This is a genomic window from Paraburkholderia strydomiana, assembly GCF_046030495.1.
GTDB classification, from domain to species: Bacteria; Pseudomonadota; Gammaproteobacteria; order Burkholderiales; family Burkholderiaceae; genus Paraburkholderia; species Paraburkholderia strydomiana_A.
The window spans coordinates 112,867-136,508 of sequence record NZ_JAQQCJ010000021.1 but is presented as its reverse complement, the minus strand read 5'-3'; the positions used below and the strand labels follow the sequence as shown (position 1 = coordinate 136,508).

The window sequence follows — 23,642 nt, the reverse complement described above, 5'->3', positions numbered from 1 at the left end:
TTTCATATGGCCCGCGCATCGGCCCCCGCGGGGGGGGGGCCAAACCCCCCCGGCCCGGCGCCGGTCTTTCGATACTGTCCCATGTTCAAAGCTCGCAGGAAGATGGACGATGTGTTGCTCTCATCTCCCTTGTCACGCGAGATTCGAAAACAGCTCACAACTGGCGGAAAAATTGTTCGGCGAGCACCGCGCAGGTCGTTCGCGGGGCGTCCTTACGAACGCGCGGCGCGCACGGTGGCCCAGTAGCGTGTGATGAACACGACCTCGACCGGCAGGATGCGGGTTACGGTATCGAGCACGCGGTCGGTATCGGCGAGCGGGTAGGTGCCCGACAGACGCAAACCGGCCACCGCCGGATCGCAGCTCAGATGCCCGGCGCGATAGCGCCCGAGTTCGTCGATGAAATCGCCGAGCCGCATGCCGCCGGCCACGATCAGACCGTCCGTCCATGCGGCGTCGTTCTCGCTGATGGTTTCCACCGCACTGATGGCGTCGCGCGTGAAGCGGGCGCGTTGCCCGGCGCGCACGACCGGTGCAAGGTGCGGCGCGTCGCGCGGACTGATCCGCACGGCGCCTTCGAATACGTCGAGGCGGCCAAACCCGCTTTGCTGTCTGACCGCGAAGCGCGTGCCCAACGGCTGCAGGCTGCCTTGTGCGGTTTCCACGCTGAAGGGCCGCCGTTCGCCGTCGCGATGCGCGGTCGCGACCATGATTTCGCCTTCGATCAGGCGCACGCGCCGCTCGGTGTCGTCGAAGCGGATATCGATCGCGCTGCCGGTGTTCAGCGTGACGCGCGTGCCGTCACCGAGGGTGAGGCTGCGGCGTTCGCCGAGCGCGGTGCGCACGTCGGCATTCCATGCGCGCCATGGCACGTGTTCACTGGCCATCCAGCTTGCACCGCCGGCGAACAGCAGCGTCGCCAGTACTTTGACGCTGGCGCGACGCCGGGCCGAACCGGTGCGCGTCAGTGCGGCGCGTGCGGCGGCTGTGCCGCCGGCCTCGCCGGTGGCGTCGGCGAGACTGCGCAAGCGGCCGCTGACGTTGCAGATGTGCCGCCATGCGAGTTCGTGATCGGGGTGCTCGGCACGCCAGCGGGCCAGCGCAAATTGTTGCGCGCGCGTGTCCTTGCCGGATTGCAGTTCCATCCACCATTCGACCGCGCGCATCGCGACATGCCGCGGCACATCGGGTCTCGTGTCTGCGTTCAAGCCGGGCATCCGTTACGCGGGGCTCAATGCGAAGAAGCACTGCGCGGCGGCGCGCACCAGATGACGTTTCACCGTGGTAATTGAGATCTTCAGTTGCGCGGCGATTTCGGCGTGGGTCAGGCCGTCGAGCTGGGCCAGCAGGAAGGCGCGTTTGACGGCGACCGGCAGACTGTCGAGCAGACTGTCGATCTCCATCAGCGCTTCGAGCAGCAGCGCACGCTCTTCGGGCGACGGTGCGAATGCCTCGGGCACGAGCGCGAGCGCGTCGAGGTACGCGCGCTCGATCTGCTCGCGGCGCCAGTGGTTGGCCATCACGCGTTGCGCGACCGTCGTCAGGAAAGCGCGCGGTTCGTCGAGGCGCAGCGGCTCGTCGCGGGCGAGCAGGCGCATAAACGTGTCGTGCGCGAGGTCGGCGGCGCGATGCGCGCAGCCGAGCTTCCTGCGCAGCCACGCGTGAAGCCAGCCGTGATGATCGCTGTAGAGCGTCTGCACCTCTCGATGCAGCGTCGGATTGTTTGCCGCCATGGCCCGCTGTGGACGCCGGATCGACCGATCAGGCATCTTGCTAAATGAGAATGATTCGCATCATAGCATGGAGAAATTGGCGACGGAAATGCTGTTTGGGTCGCGAGGGGCGGAGTTTGGCGGGGTCGCTCGAGAAGGTTGGATACTGATAGGGGCGGTTTTGCGCGCCGATTCCGGTCCTTGGCGGGAGGGGCAGGTCGTTGCGGGCAGTTGCGGTTAATTGGCGGCGGCAGTGGCAACAGTGGCAACAGTGGCGGGCGGACAATGAGCCATGCGCCCGTCCGAAGGGTGTCAGGCTTGGACGGGCGCGCATGTCTAGGTCTTGTCGCGGCTGCGTGCCCGCGTGGCGCCGGTAATCACCGCCACGCCCAGCAGGATGACCGCCACGATTTCGACGGTGTGTTGAGCGACGTGCAGCGTGACTAGTCCCCATGACACGCCTGCAATCAGAATGATCCAGCCGGCCAGGTAAATGAGCAGGGTCATCGTGGTTCTCCTCGTTCGATTCGACGGATGGCCCCCGGTTGCTTCTCCTGATGCTCATGAAAAGCGCGACCGGATGCCCCGATTCATCCGTTGAAATCGCGTCGCCCCGGCCGTGGGCCGTTGGGTGGCGTATCGGGCAAGCGATCAACGGGGTAATCGAGTAGCAGATTCCGTGCCCGCTCTGGTCTTCGAACAGTCGGGCGTGGTGGACCTTGAGTGCCGCCTGCGCTGTCCCTTCGACCGAGCCGTGCCATGCGGCGCGTGCCGGCCTGCCGATCGACGAACAGCACACCGTGCACGCGTGTCCTGACCAGCTTCGACCTTGGTCGTTCAGCGCCCCGAGGCCGGCCCGAGGCGCGCCGCGATAGTCCGGCAAGCCGCGAGCAATGGCTCGATGTAGCGCGTTTGCGCGTCGCGCTCCAGGCGAAAGGTCGGCATGCTGATGCTCACGCAGCCGACCGCGCGTCCGTCAGCGCCGCGAATTGCCGCACCGTAGCAGGAGATCGCGACTTCGTTCTCTTCGCGGTCCTCGGCGTAGCCGCGTTGCTCCGTGGCGACCAGTTCACTGCGGACTTCGTCGAGCGTAACTAGCGTGTGCTCGGTGAAGCGGCGCAGCGGCGCGTCTTTGAGCAACGCTTCGCGTTCGGTCACGCCGAGCGTCGCGAGATAGGCCTTACCCACCGAGCTCGACGTGAGCGACACCCGCGTGCCGATGCGCGACGCCATGCGCACCGCGTGCGGGCTTTCCAGTTTCTCGATGTACACCATCTCGCCCTGACTCGGCACGGCGAGATGAATCGTTTCCGACGTGAGATTGCGTAGTTCCATCAGCGCATCGACCGCCGCGAGGCGCAAGTCCGAGCGCTCCCAGCTGCGGCTCGCCAGATTGACGAGGCGCGGGCCGAGACCGAACGTGTTGCCGCTGCCCGCGCCGACGATCAGCCCTTCGGCCTGCAACGCGGCCACGATACGGTGGACGGTAGGGCGCGGATAGCCGCTCGCCGCGCTCAGCCTGGCGACATTGGGCGGCGTCTGCGCATCGGCGACCAGTTGCAGCACGGCAATGAACTTGGAGAACGCGGCGGCGCCAGCAACGGTCTTCCCGTCGGCGGTACTGGCCGTGCCGGTGGCGACGCTTTCGCCGGTCTGGCCGGCGTGGGAGGAAGGCTTGGAATCGGAGGTGGACATCAGGCTACGGTCGGACACAGTTGAGCAATTATGCCCTTATTTCCCGGGCAGAATGCCATCGACGCCAAGCCGGTTCGTCACGCGACCAGATAGCCGCCGTCGACCGGCACGATCGCCCCCGTCATGAACGACGCGGCCGGCGTGCACAGAAACGCCGCGACCTGCGCGACTTCATCCGGTGTTCCCCAGCGACGCATCGGCGTGCGATCCAGAATGGCCTGCGAGCGGCCGTCGTCGTCCTGTAACGCCTGGGTCAGCGGCGTCGCGATCCAGCCCGGTGCGATCGCATTGACGCGAATGCCGTCGGCCGCATAGGCGAGTGCGAGCGACTTGGTCAGTTGCGCGACCGCGCCTTTGCTCGCGCTATAGGCCGGCACCAGACCGCCGCCGAAGAAACTCAGCATCGACGCCGTATTCACGATGCAGCCCGACGACGCCTTCAGCAATTCACGCGCGGCCGAACAGACGCGCATCGTGCCGTTCAGGTTGATGTCCATCACGCGCTCGAACACCTCGATGCGGTGTTCTTCCACCCGGCTGATCACGCCAGCGCAATTGACCACGATGTCGAGCCGCTTGAACGCCTGCAACGCGGCGGCGACGTCGTCGCTCGAACGCACATCGAGCGTGACGCGCCGGATTTCTCGGTCGAGCGTATCCGGCGCGCCTTCGGGCAGCGGCAAGCCGGCCGCGACCGTTTGCGCGCCGAGCTTCGCGAGCCCGTTTGCAATGGCCGCGCCGATTCCGGAGAGGCCACCCGTGACGAATGCGACCTTGCCTTCAAGCAGATTGTTCTGGAATGTCATGTGAGTCAGCAACGAGTGCTCAGGTTGGTTGTGTTTTGACGGCGTTCGGCAGCGGCGCGGGCGCCACTTCCTTCACGACGAACAGGTAGACGAAGGCGGCGGCGAAGGCGACTCCCGCGCTGATCAGCAGCGCGTTGACGAACGAATGCGTCTGATCGACGACGATGCCCGTGATCACCGGCGCGAACGAGCCGCCCAGATAGCCGCCGAAGTTCTGCATGCTGCCGAGCGATGCCACGAGGTGGCGCGGCGCCGCGACGCTGACGAGCGCCCACGCGGTGCCGCTCGACATATTCACGAAGAACATCGCACAGGACACGTAGACGATTGCGAGCGTGGTGCTCGGCGTGTACGCGGCGGGCACCGTGAATGCCGCCGCGCCGATCAGGCCGATGCATAGCGGCCACTTGCGGCTGCGGATCGGCGCCATGCCGCGCTTGAGCAGATAGTCGGCGATCACGCCGCTGCTCAGCATGCCGATCGTGCCGAAGATGTACGGAATCGACACCAGCCAGCCGGTATGCGCGATGCTCAGGTGGCGTTCTTTCTCCAGATAACCGGGCAGCCACGTGAGGTACAGCCAGACCATGTAGATCACGCCCATGAAGCCGAAAATCATCCCCCACGTGTTGCGCAGCTTGAAGAGCGCGCCCCATTCGGACCAGCTCAGGCCTTTCGGACCTTCGGTGTTCAGCGAGCCTTCTTCGAGGTGCGCCGTTTCGGCTTCGGTGAGCACGAGTTCATCGCGGTTGCGATAGAACATGTACCAGCCCACCGCCACCAGAATGCCGAGCACGCCCATGATGACGAACATGGTTCGCCATCCGAATGAAAGCATCAGCACGGTGAGCAGCGGCGGGGCGATCATCGGCGCGATGGTCGACGACGAAATGAAGGTGCCGGTAGGACGTCCGCGCTCGCGCACGGCGAACCATTCGTTGACGACTTTCGCGCCGGCGGGAAACAGCGGCGCCTCGGCCACGCCGAGCACGACCCGTGCGACGAGGAAATGATTGAGGGACTGGATGAAGCCGCCCATCACCTGCGCGATCGACCACACCAGCATGCCGAGCCCGAGCATCACGCGTGAGCCGAAACGGTCGAGCAGCGCGCCCACCGGCAACTGCGCGAACGCATAGGACAGCGAGAACGCCGAAAGCAGCAGCCCCATCTGCGAAGCGGACAGATGAAGCTCCTCGCTCACCAGGTGATTCGCGATCGACAGCGTGCTGCGATCGAGGTAATTGATGATGCCTGCAACCGTCAGAAAGGCGACCGCGACCACCTGAATACGTTTCAGACGCTGTGACTTCTGAAGCATGTTTGTCTCCTGCGCAAGATGTCTTGCGTGTGTTTGGAATAGTGCGGATACAAGGGCTAAAACACGAACTGCAACGACGACGTCAATAAGTCGCCCGTCCGCCGGACAGATCGAAAATCGCACCGGTACTGAACGAGCAGGAATCCGAACAAAGCCATAATGCGAGTTGCGCGACTTCATCCGTGGTGCCGAGCCGTCGCAGCGGACTCTTGTCGATCATCGTCTGCACGTGGGCTGGCGACATCTGCGCGAGCAGTGTGGTTTCCACCGCGGCGGGCGCGATGCCGTTCACGAGGATGCCGGTCTGCGCCAGCTCCTTGCCGAGCGACTTCGTCATGGCGATTACGCCGGCTTTCGCTGCGCTGTACGCGGACGCGTTCGGCGTGCCTTCCTTGCCCGCCAGCGAGGCGACATTGACGATGCGCCCGGCGTTCGCGCGGCGCATCACCGGCACGACGAAGCGGCTGACGTGATAGGTGCCGAGCAGGTTCACGTCGATCACGCGCTGCCATTCGAGCGGATCGTATTCGTCGAGCGGCAGCGTGGGACCCGCGAAACCGGCGTTGTTCACCAGATAGTCGATGCGGCCGTACGCGTCGAGCGTCGCCGCGAGCGCCGCCTCGATCGACTCGGGGCGCGTGATGTCCACCTGGAAGTGGCGCGGCGCACGGGGCGTGTCCTGCTCTCCCGGCACGCGGTCCCAGTTGACCGCCGAGGCGCCATTGCACGCGAACGCCTCGCAAAGCGCGCGGCCGATGCCACCGGCCGCGCCCGTCACGACCGCGACGCGCCCGGAGAAATCGTAGTGAGCGAAGCTGACGGGCGCGCTCATCGGATGAACTGGTCCACGTAGTTCTCACCGAGGCCGACGGCCGTGTAGTGCTTGCGGCACATGTCGATCTTGGTGAACACATCCTCGTAGCCGGTGTAGTTGCCGTAGGGGTCGCAGTAGAACATCACCCCGTTGACCTGGAAGTACGTGATCATTTCCTCGACGTCGTCGGGCACGTAGAGCGTATGCGTTTCGCCGGGCGGCTCGTACACGTAGCTGCCTTCGGTGGCTTCCCAGTCGTGTTCCAGATAACGCCAGCGGCCCTTGAGCACCATGCCGTGCACGCTTTGCGGATGTCGATGGCGGCTCAGCACGCCCGACTTGCGAACCCGCAGCAGGTTCATCCAGTAACCCTGCGATGCGTTCAGGCACAGCGGGCGGAACGACACGTTTTCGGCCTGCGGGACCCAGACGCGCTCGTCGGTCGGAATCGCGAAGGGAACGACGATCTCCTGCTGCGCTTCCTTCGGGAAAGGCAACTGGTACGGCGTCATGGGGGAATGGTTAGCCTCGGGCATGGGGATCCTTTTTGAAATGTCCGTATTGTGGACATTAAGTCCACCATATGGCTATTATCGAAAGGGGATTCGCCGAGGTCAATCCTGGGGAAATCACTTACCGGCACTGAAACGGAAGACGCGGCGGCTGCTTCGAAGCGGGCGGGGCGCCCAGCCACAAACGTGTCCGGCGACGCGCGCGAACAGATCGACGAATGCCCGTGAGCGCCTGTGTGTGAGCGCGAACCAGGGCGTGCCGGCGTCTCGTGATCGCTCACCATCTTTAAGCCTCCTTTAAGAGGAGGCCCCTACAGTACGCCACCTCCACGCAACCCACCGCACACTTTCAGACTATGACCACCAGCAAATATTGGCGCGGCAGCGCTGCCGCTTGCGTTGCGCTGGCGATCGCCGGTACCTATGCGATCAGCCACCGCGAAGCCGACGCGTCCGTCAGCGATGCGCACAGCGGAGTCTCCGCCGCAGGCGCTTCGGCAGGTATCACCGGCACGCGTTCGTCTGCGCCGGACTTCTCCGGCATCGTTTCGCGCTACGGCGCGGCGGTCGTGCATATTGGCGCCAAACAGGCCGCTACCGGTGGTGAAGACGGTGAAGGCGGGCATGGTGGGGAAGCCCTCGGGTCGGGTTTCATCATCAGCCAGGACGGCTATGTGCTGACCAACAATCACGTGGTCGAAGGCGCCGAAAAAGTCACTGTGAAGCTGACCGACGGCCGCGAGTTTCGCGCGCACGTGATCGGCACGGACAAAACGTCCGACGTCGCCGTGCTGAAGATCGACGCATCGAACCTGCCGACCGTGAAGATCGGCGACCCGGCCAACAGCAAGGTCGGCGAATGGGTCGTGGCGATCGGTTCGCCGTACGGCTTCGACAGCACGGTGACCTCCGGCATCATCAGTGCGAAAGCACGCCAGTTCTCCGACGACAGCCCGATCCCGTTCATTCAGACGGACGTGCCGGTCAATCCGGGCAACTCGGGTGGCCCGCTGTTCAATCTGAACGGTGAAGTGATCGGCATCAACTCGATGATCTATTCGCGCACGGGCGGCTTCCAGGGCCTGTCGTTCGCGATTCCGATCGACGCGGCGATGCACGTGAAAGACCAGCTGGTCAGCACTGGCCATGTGAGCCGCGGCCGCATCGGCGTGGGCGTGCAGCCGGTCAGCGCCGAGCAGGCGAAGTCGCTGGGTCTGGCCTCGACGCACGGCGCGCTGGTCGGCTCGGTCGATCCGAGCGGTCCGGCTCAAGCGGCCGGTTTGCGCCAGGGTGACGTGATCGTCAGCGTGAACGGAACCCGCATCGAGGGCACGCGCGAACTGGTGGGCCAGGTCTCGCAACTGACCCCGGGCAGCACGGCGACGCTCAGCGTCTGGCGTAATGGCGCCGAGCGCAAGCTGTCGGTGACGGTCGGCGTGCAGTCGTCGCAAGTTGCATCCGAGTCGCCGCGTGCGCGGCAACCGCAACAACAGCCGCAGCAGTCCCGCCCGCGTCTGGGCGTGGCGGTTCGCCCGCTCACCGCGGACGAGCAGCAGGAAGCCTCGCTGCCCGGCGGCGTGGTCGTGCAACAGGCCGGTGGCCCGGCCGCCGCTGCGGGCATTCAGGCCGGCGACATCATCGTCGCGGTGGACGGCAAGCTGATTCGCGGCGTCCAGCAACTCAAGCAGATGATCGCGCAGGCCGACGACAGCGTTTCGCTGACCGTGGTGCGCGATGGCGAAGAAGCGTCGGTGACCGTGAACCTCGGCTAACCCCGCGGCGTTACATCGACGAAAACGGCACTGCGCGCAGGATGCTGCGCACAGTGCCTCAGTTTGACTGGTTCCCGGCCGCTTGCACCTGCTGCATGTGCGGCGCGTCGGGACCGCCGCCCAGTGCGACGTAAAGCGACACGCCGTTTTGCAACGCGGTGGCGCGAAGCTGAATCAGCTGCTGCTCGGCAGAAAAAAGATTGCGCCGCGCATCCACCACCTCGAGATAGATCGAGATCCCATTCTCATAGCGAAGCTCGGCCGTTTCGGCGAGTTGCCGCTGTGCTTCTACCGCCTGTTCCTGCGCGGTAATCTGCTCCTTATAGCGTTGGCGTCCGACCAATGCATCGGATACCTCACGAAAAGCCGTCTGCACGGTGCGCTGATAATCGGCGACCAGTTCATCGCGCCGTGCGCGCGTCTGCGCGAGTTGCGCCTGACGCTGGCCGGCATCGAAGATCGGCATCGCGACCAGCGCGCCCACCGACCACGCCTGTTTGCCTGGCACGAAGAGGTCGCTCAGTTCCGCCGACACATAACCGAAACTGCCCGTCAGCGCGATGCGCGGGAAGAAGTCCGCGCGCGCCGCGCCGATGTCCGCGTCGGCTGCACGAAGCTGTTGTTCGGCCTGCACGATGTCGGGCCGATTGACGAGCAACGCGGACGGCAGACCCGGGTCCAGCTCGCCGAACTGTTTGGCGTCGGCGATCGCCGCCGCCGGGGGGAGCGTATCCTGCAATGGCCCGCCGATCACCACTTCCAGTTGATTGCGCTGCTGCGCGGTGGTCCTTTGCAATTCCGCCAACTGGGTCTGCGCCTGCGTGACGAGAATCGCGGCCTGCTCGTAATCGACCATCGACGTCACGCCGGCGTCCAGCCGCAGCTTCGCGACTTCGAGCGCATAGCGGCGGCTCGCCAGCGTCCGTTCGGCAAGCTCGATGCCTTCCTCGCCCGAGCGGATCGCGTAATAGTTCGCCGCGACATTGCCGATCAGCGACAAACGGAATGCGCGCTGTGCTTCGACGGTTGCGAGATAGCGCAGGCGCGCGGCGTCGCTGAGATTGCGCACACGTCCCCAGAAGTCCAGTTCGAACGACGTCACCGCCGCCTGCACGTTGTACTGGTTGAACTGGATCGACGTGTTGTTGTCGGGGAGTTCCGGTTCGATCGAACTGAGCGGCGTTTTGGTGCGCGTCGCGCCCGCGTTCACGTTGACTTGCGGGAAGCGCTGGGCGTTCTGGATGCGATAGAACGCGCGCGCCTGTTCGATGCGCGCGACCGACGCCGCCAGATCGCGGTTGCGTTGCAGCGCCGTGGCGATCAGCAGCTTCAGGTGCGGATCGGCGAAAAACGTTTCCCAGTCGATCTCGGTTGCGAGGTGGGTGCCTTCGGCATGGGGTGTCGCAAAGTGCTCCGCGATCGGCAGTTCAGGCTGGCGATAGGTCGGCGCGAAATTGCAAGCGGCCAGCGAGCAGACGAGCGGCACGAGCGGGACCAGCAGGTGCTTACGCATCTTGCTTGCCTCCCGCCGGTTCGCCGCCGTTGGACGCGGACAGATCATCGTCGTCGAGATCGACCTTGCGCTTCTTGCGGCTCAGCCAGCGACGCGCGGCTACATAGAACAGCGGCGTGAAGAAGATGCCGAACAGCGTTGCCGTCAACATGCTGCCCATCACGCCGGTGCCGACCGCGCGCCGGCTCGCGGCGCCCGCGCCGGTCGCGAGCACGAGCGGCATCATGCCGAGCACGAAAGTGACGCTGGTCATCAGGATCGGACGCAGGCGCTGCTGCGCGCCATTCTTCGCGGCGGCGATCGCATCTTTTCCTTCGGATTCCTCCTTGATCGCGAACTCGACGATCAGAATCGCGTTCTTCGCCGCTAGCCCGATGATGGTCACGAGCCCAATATTGAAGTAGACGTCCGCCGAAAGGCCGCGCAGCATCGTCAGCACCACCGCCCCGATCACGCCGAACGGAATGATCAGCAGCACCGAGGCCGGAATCGCCCAGCTTTCGTACAGCGCGGCGAGCAGCAGGAACACGACCACCAGCGACAGGCCGAGCAGCAGGCCGATCTGGCCGCCGGCCTGTTTCTCCTCGAACGCGGTGCCGGTCCATTCGTACGTGAGATTGCCGGTCAGCACATGCGAAGCGATGCGCTCCATTTCGGTGAGCGCGGCGCCGCTCGAGCGGCCCGCTGCCGCCTGGCCGGATACGGTGGCCGACGGAAAGCCGTTATAGCGTTCGAGCTGCTGCGGACCGGAAATCCAGCGCACGCGGCTGAACGCCGAGAACGGCACCATCTCGTTGCGGTTGTTGCGTAATCGCAGCGCGCTCACGTCTTCCGCTCTCATCCGATGCTCGGCATCCGCCTGCAGAAACACGCGCAGCACATTGCCCTCGAACACGAAGTCGTTCACGTAGTTCGAGCCGAACGACAGCGCCAGCGCCTGATTGACCTGTCCGATCTGCAGGCCGAGCGCGCGCGCCTTGACGCGGTCGATCTCCACGTACAACTGCGGCGCCTCGGGCATGCCCTCGGAGCGCACGCCCGCGAGAATCGGGCTTTGCGCCGCCTCGATCATGATGCGCCGCGCGGCCTGTTGCAGCGCATCGCCGCCGACGCCGCTGCGGTCCTGGATCTTCATCGTGAAGCCCGTCGCGTTGCCGAGCGAGGGGATGGCCGGGGGATCGAGGGCGAAAATCATCGCTTCGGGAATCTGCCGGAACGCGCCGTTGGCGCGGCGAACCAGTGCGCTCGCGGAGTTCGCCTCACCAGGCCGCTCGTCCCACGGCTTCAGATCGACGAAGGAGAGCGCCGCCGATTGTCCTTGGCCGAAGAAGCTGAACCCGGTCACCGACGCCACGTTGCGCACCTGCGGCTGTTGACGCAAAAACGCTTCGACCTGGTTGATCGCCTGCTGGGTGCGCTGCTCGGTGGAACCCGGCGCGCCGGTGTAGGTGATGAACACATGCCCTTGATCTTCGGTCGGCAGAAAGCCGCCTGGCAGCCGCATGAAAAGCCAGGCGGTAATCACGCAGGCGACCACGAACAGCAGCAGCCAGCGCAGCGGCGAGCGCAGCATCGCGTCGACGCCGCGAATATAACGGTCGGTGCCCGCGCCGAGGCCGCGGTTGAATCCGTCGAACACCCGCTGCAACAGTTTGCCGGCCGCGCTTGTCGGCGTGGCCCCCTTATAGGTTTCGTTGCGTAGCAACGCGGCACACAACGCCGCGCCGAGCGTGAGCGCGAGCAGAGTGGAGAGGATGATCGACACCGCGAGCGTCACCGAGAACTGCCGGTAGATGCCGCCGGTCGAGCCGGGGAAGAACGCCATCGGAATGAACACCGCGACCAGCACCAGCGTACTCGCGATCACCGCGCCGGAAATCTGGCCGACCGCCTTGACGGTGGCGCGCGGCGCGCTGAGTCCTTCTTCGCGCATGATGCGCGCGACGTTTTCGACGACCACGATCGCGTCGTCGTTGAGGATACCGATCGCCACCACCATCCCGAACAGCGACAGGATGTTGATCGACAGCCCGAACAGATACAGCCCGGCGCAGGTGCCGATCAGCGCGACGGGTACGACCAGCGTCGGAATGAGCGTGGCGCGCCAGTCTTGCAGGAACAGGAACACCACGACGGTGACGAGCAGCAGCGCCTCGATCATCGTGCGGATCACGCTGTGCACGGACGTCGTGATGAACGGCGTCGTATCGAACGGCACCGCCCACGTCACGCCGCGCGGGAAGGTCGGCTGCAATTCGGCCATGCGCTGGCGCACGTGATTGGCGACCGCGAGCGCGTTGGCCCCGCTCGCGAGCTGGATCGCGATGCCGGCCGACTCCTTGCCGTTGACGCTCAACCGGTTGCCGTAGCTGTCGTTGCCGAGTTCGACGCGCGCGACGTCGCCCAGACGCACGGTCGAGCCATCCGGATTGGCGCGCACGATGATTTCGCGGAACTGCTCGGGCGTCGAGAAACGGCTTTGCGTGACGATCTGCGCGGTGAATTCGGAGCTGCCCGCGTTGGGCTGGTCGCCGAGTCCGCCGCCCGCCGTCTGGCTGTTCTGCTCCTGCACGGCCTGCAACACCTCGCTCGCCGACAGACCGAAGCCCGCCAGCCTGGTCGGGTCGAGCCAGATGCGCATCGCGTACGACGAGCCGAACAGCTGCACGTCGCCGACCCCGTCGATCCGGCGCAACTCGTTGACGATGTTGTTGGACGCGAAGTTGCCCATCGCCGTCGCGTTGGTGGAGCCGTCGGCGTTCTGCAACGCGAGCAGCATCAGAAAGCCCGACGACGCCTTGGTCACGCTGATGCCGCGTTGCCGCACTTCCAGCGGCAGGCGCGGCTCGACGCGGCTCAGGCGGTCCTGGACCTGGGTGCGCGCGATGTCGAGATTGGTGCCCGGCTTGAGCACCACAGTGATCTGCGCGGTGCCGTTGGAGCGGCTGACCGATGACATGTAGAGAAAATTCTCGATGCCGTTCATCTCGTCTTCGATGATCGAGGTGACGGTGCGATCGAGCGTGCGCGCGTCGGCGCCGCTGAAGATTGCCGAGATGCTGAGCGAGGGGGGCGCGACGTCCGGATATTGTTCGACGGGCAGAAGCGCGACGGCCAACGTGCCGAACAGCACCGTGAACAGTGCGATGACCCAGGCGAAGACCGGGCGGGAAACGAAGAAACGATTCATCGGGCTCCCGTCAGCGCGTGGCCGAAGCCGGTGTCGGCGCCGCGGTTGCCGCTGCCGTTCCCGCTGCGGGGGCAGGCCGCGCATCGACCCGCTGGCCGGGCTGGACTTTCTGCCACCCGTCGACGATCACGCGCTCGCCGGGTTTCAACCCGTCGCGCACGGTCCAGCGTCCTTCGCCTTGCTCGCCGAGATCGATGTTGCGGTGAACTACAGTGCCGTCTTCCGCGACGAGCGCCACGCTGGCGATGCCGTTGTCCAGTTGGACCGCGCGTTCGGCAATCCGGATGCCTTGCCGGTTGCCCGCCGTGATGATGCGACCGCGCACGAACTGCCCGGGCAACAGCGTGCGCGACGGATTGGCGAACTGCGCGCGCACCGTTTGCGTGCCGGTCGACGGATCGACGACCAGATCGGCGAAGTCGAGGAAGCCGCGCTCGTCGTAGACCTGGCCGTTGGCGAGCAGCAGTTCGACCTCGACGTGTTTCATATCGATCGCCTTGCGCGTGCCCGACTGAATCTGTTGCTCGACGTCGAGCATCGCCGTATTCGATTGCGTGAACACGGCGTTGATCGGCGAGAGCTGATTGACCTGCGCCATCAGCGTGGCCGCGCCGGCGCTGACGAGCGCGCCTTCGGTGACTTGCGCGCGGCCCACGCGTCCGGCGATCGGCGTGCGCACCACGGAGCGTTCGAGTCGCAGATTGGCGAGCGTCACGGCGGCCTGCGCATCGGCGACGTTGGCCTGGGCCTGCTGCATCGTCGCGACCGCGGCGTCGTTTTCCTGGGCGCTGACCGCGTGCCGCTCGAGCAGCGGCCTGAAGCGATCCACTACCGAAGCCGCGTTCTTATACACGGCGGTGGCGCGCGTCAAGGCAGCCTGCGCCTGCTGCAACTGCGCGCGGTAGTCCCGGTCGTCGATCTGGAAGAGCGGCGCGTTGGCGCGCAGGTCCGTGCCTTCCTGATAGAGCGTGCGCTCGACGATGCCGTCGACCCGCGCGCGAATCTCCGCGGTGCGGACCGCCTCGATCCGGCCAGGCAATTCGACGACGTCCGGCACGTTCGACGCGGCCACCGTTTCGACCAGCACGGGCACCGGCGGCATGGCCGCAGCCGGCACATCCTGCCTGTCGCCGCAGGCGGCAAGCACGAGCGGCAAACCGGTGATTACAACGAATACGGCACGACTACATAAGCTGGACGCGGAGCTGGGCAAGAGAAACTCCTCGGTGAAGGCACTCTTTTTCGCTTTGAATTTGCTTGCAGTCTTACGGTCTTGCAGTGTGATGGCGGGTGGTTCTTTAGGGCTTCCGGGCGGCCGTTGCAGCCGGCGTATTACACGCTTGCGTCCAATTGCAAGTTGCCTGAACCCACGTTGTAATCGAAGACAGGTGTTTCATGCGTATTCTCACTGAAGGCCAGCATCTTGATCCGGTGTTTCGGCAATGCGCTTTCATGCGGATAACGAGATTGATACTTTTTAATGCCCGCGGCACAAAATCTCCGTCGATCTTACAAGGTTTGACCTGCTTGTCAAATTGCCGCGCCAATGCAATTGAACGCGGCGCGATGCCGGCGGCGGGCGCACAAAGTCTAGTACAGATAAACCGCATGAGGGGGCGCTACCGGGCGCGCTGGTACCCGGGACTGGCCGGAAAGAATGGGTGAGCGGTCGATTATATTTTCAAACCGGCATATCGCAATGGCGATTTGAACGGCACGCAACCGTTATCAATGAAAGCTGGGTATAAAGCCGGGGCCGTCTGTCGAGCATCATGTGCCGCGCGCGCTCAATGCCGCGCGACGCCGCATCGACCTGTTGAGCCGGTTGAATGGCCATGCGCTCAGGTTCTCTGTGCCAGTTGGGGGGAGTTAGCGCGCTTGCGCATCCGACGAGCTCAAGGTTTGCACGCGCATCGAGGGATCGCGCGCGATCGACGCTTCGGAAAACGGAACGCTCAGCCAGCGCCGCGCGGCGTAGTCGCGCGTCGCGTCGGCATAGTGGGGTGAGGCCGGGTCGCCGGATTCGGACGACGCGAGCATGGTCCGCGCAAGCACCTGGTCGCCGTCGAACGAGACGAGCTGCAGGTAGGTGTCGCCGTTCGGGTTGATGTCCATCGAATAGCCGCGCGTATCGAACGGATGGGCCGCGCACGCGGCCGTGAAGTAGCCCCCCGCGTCGCAGCCGCCGAACAGCGGGATGCGCTCGCCATTGCGCTGTACGTAGAGTGCGGCGCTGCGTGGCGCATCGAGCGCGATGCCGGCGTGACGCAGGGCGGCGATGGCGTCGTGCAGCGCGGCGGCGAGTTTGGCCGGGTCGGCGGCGATGCCCGCGGGTGTCGTCAGCGGTTGCGCGGGATCGAACTGCACCGCGTACAACTGCTGCGGAGGAATCGTCAGCAGGCGACGCCACAGTTCGTCCCACAGCGTCGCGCCGACGGCATTGGCGGCAGCGGTGTCGTCCCAGGTGGCGAGTACTTTGCAGGCTTGACGGAGGTCGTTGCTTTTATCGGATTCAATCGCGGCGTCATTTGCACCGGCCACTGCGCCGCCGCACAAGCGATCGAGCACCGGCTGCTTGAACAGCAGCGCCGACATCGAGCGGCTGTCGAGCGCGGCGCGGCCGAGCGCATCGGCGGACACGCCCGCCGGGTCGCTTTGCAACTGCGTCGCGATGCTGTGACCGAGACGCGTGCGCAGCGATTGCGGCGTATGTGTCGCGCCGACTATCTGCGCGTAGCCGCTCAACGGCTCAGCCGGATTGCTGAGCCAGTAGCTGCCATTGAAATTGCCGACGTAATCGCGCCGCAAGAGGCTCGGCATCTGCGCGACCGGCAATGCGCGAGGCTGCACGGAGCCGGTCTGATTGCGCCAGTCGCAATCGCTGCGCGAACCGTCGAGGAACGGCACGCCCGGCATCGACTGCGCCAGCGCGCGGCCGACCGGCGGCGTGCAGCGCTGCGCGAGTTCATCGGGCACGTCCGGCACCGCGCCGATATCCGCGTACCACACGCGCGGATCGCCCCGGCCGATTGCCAGCGTATTCACCCACGGCACCGCCGCGTTCTTCTTCTGGATGCGGATGAAATCGTCGAGCGAACTCGCCTGGTTCCATTCGAGAAAGTTTTCGAACACGCGGAAGTTGTCCGCGTTGATGTCACGCAGCGCGAAAGCCTGCTGCTGATTCCACGCGAGCGCGGGCGACATCGCGCCGAGATTGACGAGCGGGCCGAAACGCGAGCGATACAGCGTGCGCGACACGCGATGGATCGAACCGTCGTCCGCGCGCACCTCGACCTTCACTTGCGTCGGTGTCATCGTTTCGCTCCTGCCGTCGACCAGGTAGCGCGTCGGCGAGCCCGGCACGAGCGTCAGCTTGAAGAGGCCAAAGCGCTTCGCGGTGGAGACGGTATGTGTCCACGCGACGTTTTCGTTGAAGCCGATCATGATCAGCGGGATGCCGAGCAAGGACACGCCGCTCACGTTGAGCTTGCCGGGGATCGTCAGTTGTGCCTGGTAGAAGCGGTCCGGGCCACTCCAGAACCAATGCGGATTGCCGAGCAGCAGCGCGCTGCCGTTATGCGTCGCGTCCGCGCCGAACGCCAGTGCGTTGCTGCCGATTCCGGAATGGCCGCCGAAGTGGGCGAGCGGCGCGGTGGTGGCGAGTTCGTTCTTGTCCGTTGCGCTCACGTCTTCTTGCTGCTGCTCACGCGAAGCTGCGGGTCGTGCAACGTCCGCAACCGGCGGCTTTGCCGTCGCGATCGCGCTGGCAAAGCGTGCCGCGCTGCCCGCCAGATTCGCCGCGTAAAGACGCCGGTAAATATCCGCGCTGCTGATCTTGCCCGCCCACGGCGCCGCACGGCAAGCCGCATGCGCGCCGGGCGACGCGCCTTGCGCAAGCTCGCCGACATAGCGGTTGTAGCCCGCCACGAAGCCGTCGATCAGCGCATGCATGTCGGCGGTCTGACTTTGCCGATAGCGCGCAACGGCGGCATCGTCGGCGATGAAACGGAAGAAGAAGTCGGCGTCGAGGTTCTCGGGCTGGCCGAAGCTCGCTTCGGTCGTGGGGCGCGCTTTCGCGCCGAAGTAGCGTGAGCGTTCGCCACGATAGGAGACGAAGGCGTCGGCCATTGTGCACAGATTGTCCTGTGCCTGGACGTAGCCGTAGCCATAGCCGAGGCTGCCCCAGTCGCCGGCTTTCACATGCGGAATGCCCAGCGCGGTGCGGCGGATCTCGACCTGATACGGTCCCGTGCGCGCGTCGAGTTCGGCGTTCGGCACGGCGCAGCTTTGCAGGCCCCATGCGAGCAAGGGCAGGGTGACTAGCAGACGGACCCGATGGCGCAGAAAAACGGTCAAAGGCATAGGCAGTCCACGAGCAGGCTGTTGGCGGTGAAGAATATGGCGTAAACGGGGAAAGTTCGCGCCGTCTTACAACGTACCGGCGGCAACCGGCGTGCCCGCCACGCGCGGCTCGCGCAGGCGAGCGCCAGTTCGGCGTCGGTGAAGCCGAAATGGTCCGGGCCGCCGTCGCGCACGAAGGGCAGTGCCTGGAACGGCTTGAGCGTCGAGCGGGAGAACACCCACGCGTGCGGATCGCCGGCGTGGGCCAGCAGCGCGCCGGTAGCGTCGACCACCGCCACCGATCCCCAGTGAATACGCTCCACATGAGCGTTGCGGGTGGCGACGACGAGCGGGACGTGCGAGGGAAGGGTCATTACGTGTCCTTCGGGGTGAAACGATAAAGCCGAGTTTAATTATTGCAAAAAAATGCATTTAGACGTAATTTCGAAAATGGTTTTGCACTGGACGCAACGCAAGCATGCCTTCGAAAAAAGCCAAAGACGTGGGCCTCGATCAACTCGGCGCGATGCGCGCGCTGGTGCGGATCGTCGAATTGGGGAGTTTCTCGGCCGCGGCGCGCGAACTGAAGGTCGCGACGTCGACGATCGCACGCAAGATCACGGCGCTCGAAGCAATGCTCGGCGTGCCGCTGCTGCACCGCTCGACCCATCATGTCGCGCTGACCGAAGGGGGGACGCTGTATCACGCGCGCGCGGTGTCGATGATCGCGGATCTCGACGACACGCTGCGTGTGGTCGCGGAGCTGGATTCCGCGCCCAGCGGTCCGTTGAAACTGACCGCGCCGGTGGCGTTCGGGCGCCGCTATCTGGCGCCGCTGGTCACGCCTTTTCTCGAGCTTTATCCAGCCGTTCAGCTCGATCTGCGCCTGACCGACAACCACAACGACATGGTCATGGGCGGCTTCGACCTCGACATCCACGAAGGCGAGAACTATCTCGACAACCTGATCGTGCAGCCGATCTCGCGCAACGACAGCATCCTGTGCGCCGCGCCTGGCTATTTCGCGCGACGCGGGCGCCCGTGCAGGCCCGCCGATCTGATCAATCACAACTGCTTGCGCTATCTGCATCCGGAGAGCGATCGGCGCTGGCATCTGTCGGATGGCAAGGCCGTGCAGTCGGTGATGCCGTTGGGCAATCTGCAATCCGACCACTCGGAACTGCTGCTGGAGGCGACACGCGCGGGCCTCGGGATCGCCGAGTTCGAGATCTGGCTGATCCGCGATCTGCTGGTGAGCGGCGAGCTGGAGGTCGCGCTGCCGGACTACCGGCTCGAAAACGCGCTGACCGGCCGGCAGATTTACATGGCGTATCTGCCGAACCGGCGCTTCTCGACCAAGGTGCGCGTGCTGCGCGAGTTTATGGCCGAGCGTCTGAAGGGCATTGGCGAATTGCCCGAGCGGATGCAGACGCCGGCTTTGGGGGCCAACGTTTGACGCGGAGGTGATAAAGCTGCTGGCAGCCCGCAGCCCGCAGCCCGCAGCCCGCTAGCCACGCACGCGGCGCAAGCACGCCGCAACGCGCGGCAGCAAGCCGCCCGTCGCGAGTGCGGACTATGAGCGAGGGTTCAGGCGCTGCCGCTCAATGACGCTCCGGAAAGCGCAGCTTCGAATGATTCCGGCCGTACGTCAGATAGATCACCATTCCGATCACCAGCCACACGACGAGCCGCCCCCAGGTCACGAGCGGCAGCCCGACCATCAGCAGGAGACAGAACAGGATGCCCAGCACCGGCACGACCGGCACGCCCGGCACCCGGAACGGCCGCAACGCGTCGGAATCGCTGCGGCGCAGATACATCACCGCAGCGCACACGAGGATGAACGCGAACAGCGTGCCGATGCTGACCATCTCCCCGAGCACGCCGATCGGCGTCAGCGCCGCCACGATCGCGACGATCGTGCCGATCAGGATCTGGCTCAGATGAGGCGTCTGCAGACGCGGATGCACCCGCGCGAACAGCGGCGGCAGCAAGCCGTCCTGCGACATCGTGAAGAAGATGCGGCTCTGGCCGTACAGCAGCACGAGGATCACGGTGGTGAGCCCCGTCAATGCGCCGATCTTGATCAGGATCGAGAACCAGTTCAGACCGATCGCGTCGACGCCCCTGGCAATCGGGTCAGGGACGTTCAGATCAGCATAAGGCACGAGCCCGGTGAGCACGCCCGCGACGAGGATGTAAAGCACCGTGCAGACGATCAGCGAGCCAAGAATGCCGATCGGCATATCACGCTGCGGCTTCTTCGCTTCCTGTGCGGCGGTGGACACCGCATCGAAACCGATGAACGCGAAAAACACCACCGCCGAGCCACGCAGAATCCCGCTCATCCCGAAGTGGCCGAACTCGCCCGTATTCGCCGGGATGAACGGATGCCAGTTCTCCGGTTTGATGAAAAACACGCCGAGCGCGATGAAGGCCACCACCACGACGAGCTTGACCGCCACCATGATGTTGTTCAGCCGCGCGGATTCCTTCGTGCCGAGCACCAGCATGGTCGTGAGAATCGCGATGATCACGATGGCCGGCAGATTGACGACGCCGGTCGCCGTGGTGCCGTCGGCGAGCTTGATCACGGTGCCCGGCGCGGCGGCCAGGGTCGGCGGGATATTGATCCCCACGTTATGCAGCAGGCTCACGATGTAGCCTGACCAGCCGACCGCGACGGTCGCCGCGCCCATCGCGTATTCGAGAATCAGATCCCAGCCGATGATCCACGCGAAGATTTCGCCGAGCGTCGCATAGGTGTACGTATAACTGCTGCCGCATACCGGCAGCATCGCCGCCAGTTCCGAATAGCACAGGCCGACGAACGCGCACGCAATGCCGCCGAGCACGAACGACAGCGTGATGCTGGGGCCCGCGAATTGCGCCGCGGCCGTGCCGGTCAGCACGAAGATGCCGGCGCCGATGATCGCGCCGATGCCCATCGCGGTGATGCTGGCCGCGCCGAGCGTTTTCGATAATGAGTGACTGCCGTGAGCTTCGGCGCTATTCACGATATCGGCGACGGATTTCCGTGCCATGTAACGCGTATCAGCCATGATGAGTCGTCCCGTTCATTGGTGTTTGGGCGCGAACCGACACGGCTTGTCCCGGCTCGCGGAGCACGACAAAAGCATCTGTCAGCAAAGACTGGCGGGGGAGGTGGGAGGAAAACCTGAATTCAGTGTATTCCGGATCCGATGAAAACGTGAAGTTTTTCGAGTCCGGATCGTCGCGGACATTATCTCCGTCGGCGCTTATCGCGCGAGCATCCGGGATAAAGCAATCTGATTGGAAGAGGGGGACCGGGATCGGTCCTGGTCGAACCGGCCGGCGAGGGATCAGCAGCGTCGGCGGACGGGAGCCGGAATGATGACGGCAATGACTTTCCGCCGGCGTTGCCACGCGCGCACAGCGAAGCACGTGAAAGGGTTCCGGCGACAGTTCGGTCTGGCCGGCCTCGGCCGCGACCGCGCGCGTTCGCACAAGCAAGCTCCTCGAATTCCGATGCGCCGGCCGGCCCGTGCCGAACGCCCCGAAACTTTCAGTTGATCTCACCTCGGCCGTGAACTACAAATCTAAACTGAGCGCCTCTATGCACGCGATGGGGTGCCGCAGTCGACGGTATGTACGGCAAAGGGAACGCGATGACCGCGTCGCCGCAGGTATGTGTGTCGGCCGCCCCGATACTCGCTGCCGCCAGAAGATCGCGACGCCCGTCGCTCAATCGTGGACCGCGTCATACCTGCGGTGTAACCGCGCAGGTTACCGGCGCGCGCCGTTCGCAACCCGCGGAACGGCGGCGTACTGTTCGATGAACATCCGCACGCTTGCGACCGGAACCAGACAATAGGAGACCCCCGCCATGGGTATGCGCCCAGATTCCACGTTCCACGCATCGCCGAAACTCGCGATGGATGCGCCGCCGGAAGAATACGCGTACACGCTGCTGCTCAGCCCTGATTTCTCGCAGCCCGATGCGCTTGCCGTGATCGACGTGAAACCCGGCTCGCCGACCTACAGCCAGGTCGTTCATACGGTGACGATGCCGAACAAGGGTGACGAGTTCCATCATTTCGGCTGGAACGCGTGCTCGTCGGCGCTGTCGCCGCTGACCGGCCACGCATTCCTCGAACGACGCTACCTGATCATTCCGGGCATGCGTTCGTCGCGCATCTATATTGTCGACACCAAACCCGATCCAACTCAGGCGCGCATTCACAAGATCATCGAACCCGAGGAAATTTTCCGCAAGACCGGCTATTCGCGTCCGCATACGGTTCACTGCGGGCCCGAAGGCATTTACATCAGCACGCTGGGCGGCGGCGGCAAGGACGGCACCGACGGGCCGCCCGGTATTTTCATCATGGACTGCGAGACCTTCGACGTGCTCGGCCGCTGGGAGATCGACCGCGGCCTGCAGGAGAAGCACTACGATTTCTGGTGGAATCTCCCGCGCGATTACATGGTGTCGAGCGAGTGGGCATTGCCGCCGCAATTCGAGAACGGGATCGTGCCTGAGGACCTGCTCGCGAACAAGTATGGGCATCGTATTCACTTCTGGGACCTGCGGGCAAGACGCAACGTGCAGACCATCGACCTCGGCGCGAATCACCAGATGGCGCTCGAAGTCCGGCCCGCGCACGATCCGAGCCGCGAGTACGGGTTCATCGGCGTGGTGGTGGACACGACGAACCTCGAAGGGTCGATCTGGACCTGGTGGCGCGAGGACGGACAGTTCCACATCGAAAAGACGGCGACCATCCCACCCGAACCGGCCGCCGCCGAACTGTTGCCGCCGTTGTTGCAGGGTTTCGGCGCGGTGCCGCCGCTCGTCACGGACATCGACCTCTCTCTCGACGACAAATTCCTCTACGTCGCCTGCTGGGGCACCGGCGAGATGCGTCAATACGACGTGACGGAACCGCGCAAGCCGAAACTGGCGGGCACGGTGCAGCTCGGCGGGATCGTGCGGCGCGCACCGCATCCGAACGGTGAGGCGTTCGCCGGTGGCCCGCAGATGGTCGAGATCAGCCGCGACGGCAAGCGGGTGTACTGGACCAACTCGCTCTATTCGACCTGGGATGACCAGTTCTACCCGGCGGGCGTGCCCGCGGCGCAGGTCATGGCGCGGGCGGAACCGGGCGGCGGCCTTGCGCTGGCCGAGGATTACTGGGTGCGCTTTCCCGATGGCTATCGGGCTCACCAGATCCGGCTCGAAGGGGGCGACTGCTCGACCGATTCGTTCTGCTACCCGTCGGTGGGCATTTGACCGGGGAGGGCTGGCCGCGTCTCGGCCTTTGGTTAGCTATCCTTGCGAGCGGTCTCTATCACGGGCTCAACCCGGCGATGGGCTGGCCGCTCGCCGTGTCGAACGGATTGATCCAGCGGCGTGCGCGGGCGCTGTTTGCCGCGCTGTTCTATCTCGCGGCTGGGCACGTGCTCGCCATGTTCGTGGTGATGCTGCCGTTCGCGATGCTGGCGGTTCTGCTCGAATGGCAGCGCGCGATCCAGGTCGGCGCGAGTGTGCTCGTGATCGCCTTCGGCGCCTGTCTTCTGATCCGCCGACGCCACCCGCGCATGCTCGCGCGGATTCCGCCATCGAGGCTCGCGCTCTGGTCGTTCGCGATAGCGATTGCGCACGGCGCGGGGTTGATGCTCGTGCCGATCTATCTCGGGCTGTGCCGCTCTTACGGCATGGATCACGCGCACCCGGCCGCCCAGGCGTTGATCGATGACAGCCTTCGCATGGCGCTGTGGGTCTCCGCGGTGCACGGTGCGGCGATGATCGCGGCCGGCGGACTGCTGGCCTGGCTCGTCTATCGCTATCTGGGGCTGAAGTTCGTGTCGCGCAGCTGGTTCAATCTGGATGCGGTCTGGGCGTCGAGTCTCATGCTGGTGGGCGCGATCGCGTTGACGCATGCCGCGCTCGGCTGAGCGTCGTGGCGTGTTGGTGCAAGCCG

18 protein-coding genes are annotated in these 23,642 nt (G+C 64.9%); 4 read left to right on the top strand and 14 right to left on the bottom strand.

Annotated elements, in window-relative coordinates; all coding sequences use genetic code 11:
* Nucleotides 1-212: 212 nt before the first annotated feature.
* From PQQ53_RS25365 to PQQ53_RS25330, 8 genes are all read right to left on the bottom strand, one after another.
* Nucleotides 213-1,217 (bottom strand): FecR domain-containing protein, encoded by a 1,005-nt coding sequence (locus PQQ53_RS25365; RefSeq protein WP_408327066.1) that lies wholly within the window; start codon nucleotides 1,215-1,217, stop codon nucleotides 213-215.
* Nucleotides 1,218-1,220: 3 nt separating this feature from the next.
* Nucleotides 1,221-1,733, bottom strand: coding sequence for a sigma-70 family RNA polymerase sigma factor (locus PQQ53_RS25360; RefSeq protein WP_408155888.1), 513 nt, complete (start codon nucleotides 1,731-1,733; stop codon nucleotides 1,221-1,223).
* A 315-nt stretch (nucleotides 1,734-2,048) separates the two neighbouring features.
* Nucleotides 2,049-2,219, bottom strand: coding sequence for a hypothetical protein (locus PQQ53_RS25355; protein WP_168663408.1), 171 nt, complete (start codon nucleotides 2,217-2,219; stop codon nucleotides 2,049-2,051).
* 330 nt (nucleotides 2,220-2,549) lie between these two features.
* Nucleotides 2,550-3,407 carry an IclR family transcriptional regulator gene (locus PQQ53_RS25350; protein ID WP_408141279.1) on the bottom strand — a complete coding sequence of 286 codons (858 nt, stop codon included), beginning with the start codon at nucleotides 3,405-3,407 and terminating at the stop codon, nucleotides 2,550-2,552.
* 77 nt (nucleotides 3,408-3,484) lie between these two features.
* Nucleotides 3,485-4,213 (bottom strand): SDR family NAD(P)-dependent oxidoreductase, encoded by a 729-nt coding sequence (locus PQQ53_RS25345; protein ID WP_408327063.1) that lies wholly within the window; start codon nucleotides 4,211-4,213, stop codon nucleotides 3,485-3,487.
* 19 nt (nucleotides 4,214-4,232) lie between these two features.
* A complete protein-coding gene (locus PQQ53_RS25340; RefSeq protein ID WP_408141281.1) occupies nucleotides 4,233-5,534 on the bottom strand; it encodes an MFS transporter in 1,302 nt (433 codons plus the stop codon).
* An 82-nt stretch (nucleotides 5,535-5,616) separates the two neighbouring features.
* On the bottom strand, nucleotides 5,617-6,366 hold the full coding sequence (locus PQQ53_RS25335; RefSeq protein ID WP_408327060.1) for an SDR family NAD(P)-dependent oxidoreductase: 750 nt from the start codon (nucleotides 6,364-6,366) through the stop codon (nucleotides 5,617-5,619).
* Nucleotides 6,363-6,884, bottom strand: a complete 522-nt coding sequence (locus PQQ53_RS25330; RefSeq protein ID WP_408141283.1) for a 2,4'-dihydroxyacetophenone dioxygenase family protein — start codon at nucleotides 6,882-6,884, stop codon at nucleotides 6,363-6,365. The genes PQQ53_RS25335 and PQQ53_RS25330 overlap by 4 nt, the downstream gene beginning before the upstream one ends.
* Nucleotides 6,885-7,216: 332 nt before the next feature.
* Here PQQ53_RS25330 and PQQ53_RS25325 point away from each other — a divergent pair, with 332 nt between their 5' ends.
* Entirely contained in the window at nucleotides 7,217-8,632 is a 1,416-nt protein-coding gene (locus PQQ53_RS25325; RefSeq protein WP_408327057.1) for a trypsin-like peptidase domain-containing protein, read from the top strand.
* Between the two features lie 58 nt (nucleotides 8,633-8,690).
* Here the strand turns inward: PQQ53_RS25325 and PQQ53_RS25320 are convergent, their stop codons facing one another.
* From PQQ53_RS25320 to PQQ53_RS25300, 5 genes are all read right to left on the bottom strand, one after another.
* Nucleotides 8,691-10,145 (bottom strand): efflux transporter outer membrane subunit, encoded by a 1,455-nt coding sequence (locus tag PQQ53_RS25320; protein WP_408327054.1) that lies wholly within the window; start codon nucleotides 10,143-10,145, stop codon nucleotides 8,691-8,693.
* Complete coding sequence (locus PQQ53_RS25315) at nucleotides 10,138-13,335, bottom strand: multidrug efflux RND transporter permease subunit (RefSeq protein WP_408327051.1); 3,198 nt, start codon at nucleotides 13,333-13,335, stop codon at nucleotides 10,138-10,140. The genes PQQ53_RS25320 and PQQ53_RS25315 overlap by 8 nt, the downstream gene beginning before the upstream one ends.
* Nucleotides 13,336-13,345: 10 nt before the next feature.
* Nucleotides 13,346-14,548, bottom strand: coding sequence for an efflux RND transporter periplasmic adaptor subunit (locus PQQ53_RS25310; protein ID WP_408327048.1), 1,203 nt, complete (start codon nucleotides 14,546-14,548; stop codon nucleotides 13,346-13,348).
* 656 nt (nucleotides 14,549-15,204) lie between these two features.
* Nucleotides 15,205-17,697, bottom strand: a complete 2,493-nt coding sequence (locus tag PQQ53_RS25305; RefSeq protein ID WP_408327045.1) for a penicillin acylase family protein — start codon at nucleotides 17,695-17,697, stop codon at nucleotides 15,205-15,207.
* Nucleotides 17,688-18,050, bottom strand: a complete 363-nt coding sequence (locus tag PQQ53_RS25300; protein ID WP_408327042.1) for an asparaginase — start codon at nucleotides 18,048-18,050, stop codon at nucleotides 17,688-17,690. The genes PQQ53_RS25305 and PQQ53_RS25300 overlap by 10 nt, the downstream gene beginning before the upstream one ends.
* 104 nt (nucleotides 18,051-18,154) lie before the next feature.
* Between PQQ53_RS25300 and PQQ53_RS25295 the strand changes: the two genes are divergently transcribed.
* On the top strand, nucleotides 18,155-19,132 hold the full coding sequence (locus PQQ53_RS25295) for a LysR family transcriptional regulator (protein ID WP_408327039.1): 978 nt from the start codon (nucleotides 18,155-18,157) through the stop codon (nucleotides 19,130-19,132).
* Nucleotides 19,133-19,277: 145 nt separating this feature from the next.
* Here the strand turns inward: PQQ53_RS25295 and PQQ53_RS25290 are convergent, their stop codons facing one another.
* Nucleotides 19,278-20,738, bottom strand: coding sequence for an amino acid permease (locus tag PQQ53_RS25290; RefSeq protein WP_408327036.1), 1,461 nt, complete (start codon nucleotides 20,736-20,738; stop codon nucleotides 19,278-19,280).
* Between the two features lie 806 nt (nucleotides 20,739-21,544).
* Between PQQ53_RS25290 and PQQ53_RS25285 the strand changes: the two genes are divergently transcribed.
* Both PQQ53_RS25285 and PQQ53_RS25280 read left to right on the top strand, forming a co-directional pair.
* Nucleotides 21,545-22,951, top strand: a complete 1,407-nt coding sequence (locus tag PQQ53_RS25285) for a selenium-binding protein SBP56-related protein (protein WP_408155870.1) — start codon at nucleotides 21,545-21,547, stop codon at nucleotides 22,949-22,951.
* Nucleotides 22,948-23,616 (top strand): hypothetical protein, encoded by a 669-nt coding sequence (locus PQQ53_RS25280; protein ID WP_408327034.1) that lies wholly within the window; start codon nucleotides 22,948-22,950, stop codon nucleotides 23,614-23,616. The genes PQQ53_RS25285 and PQQ53_RS25280 overlap by 4 nt, the downstream gene beginning before the upstream one ends.
* Nucleotides 23,617-23,642 lie beyond the last annotated feature (26 nt).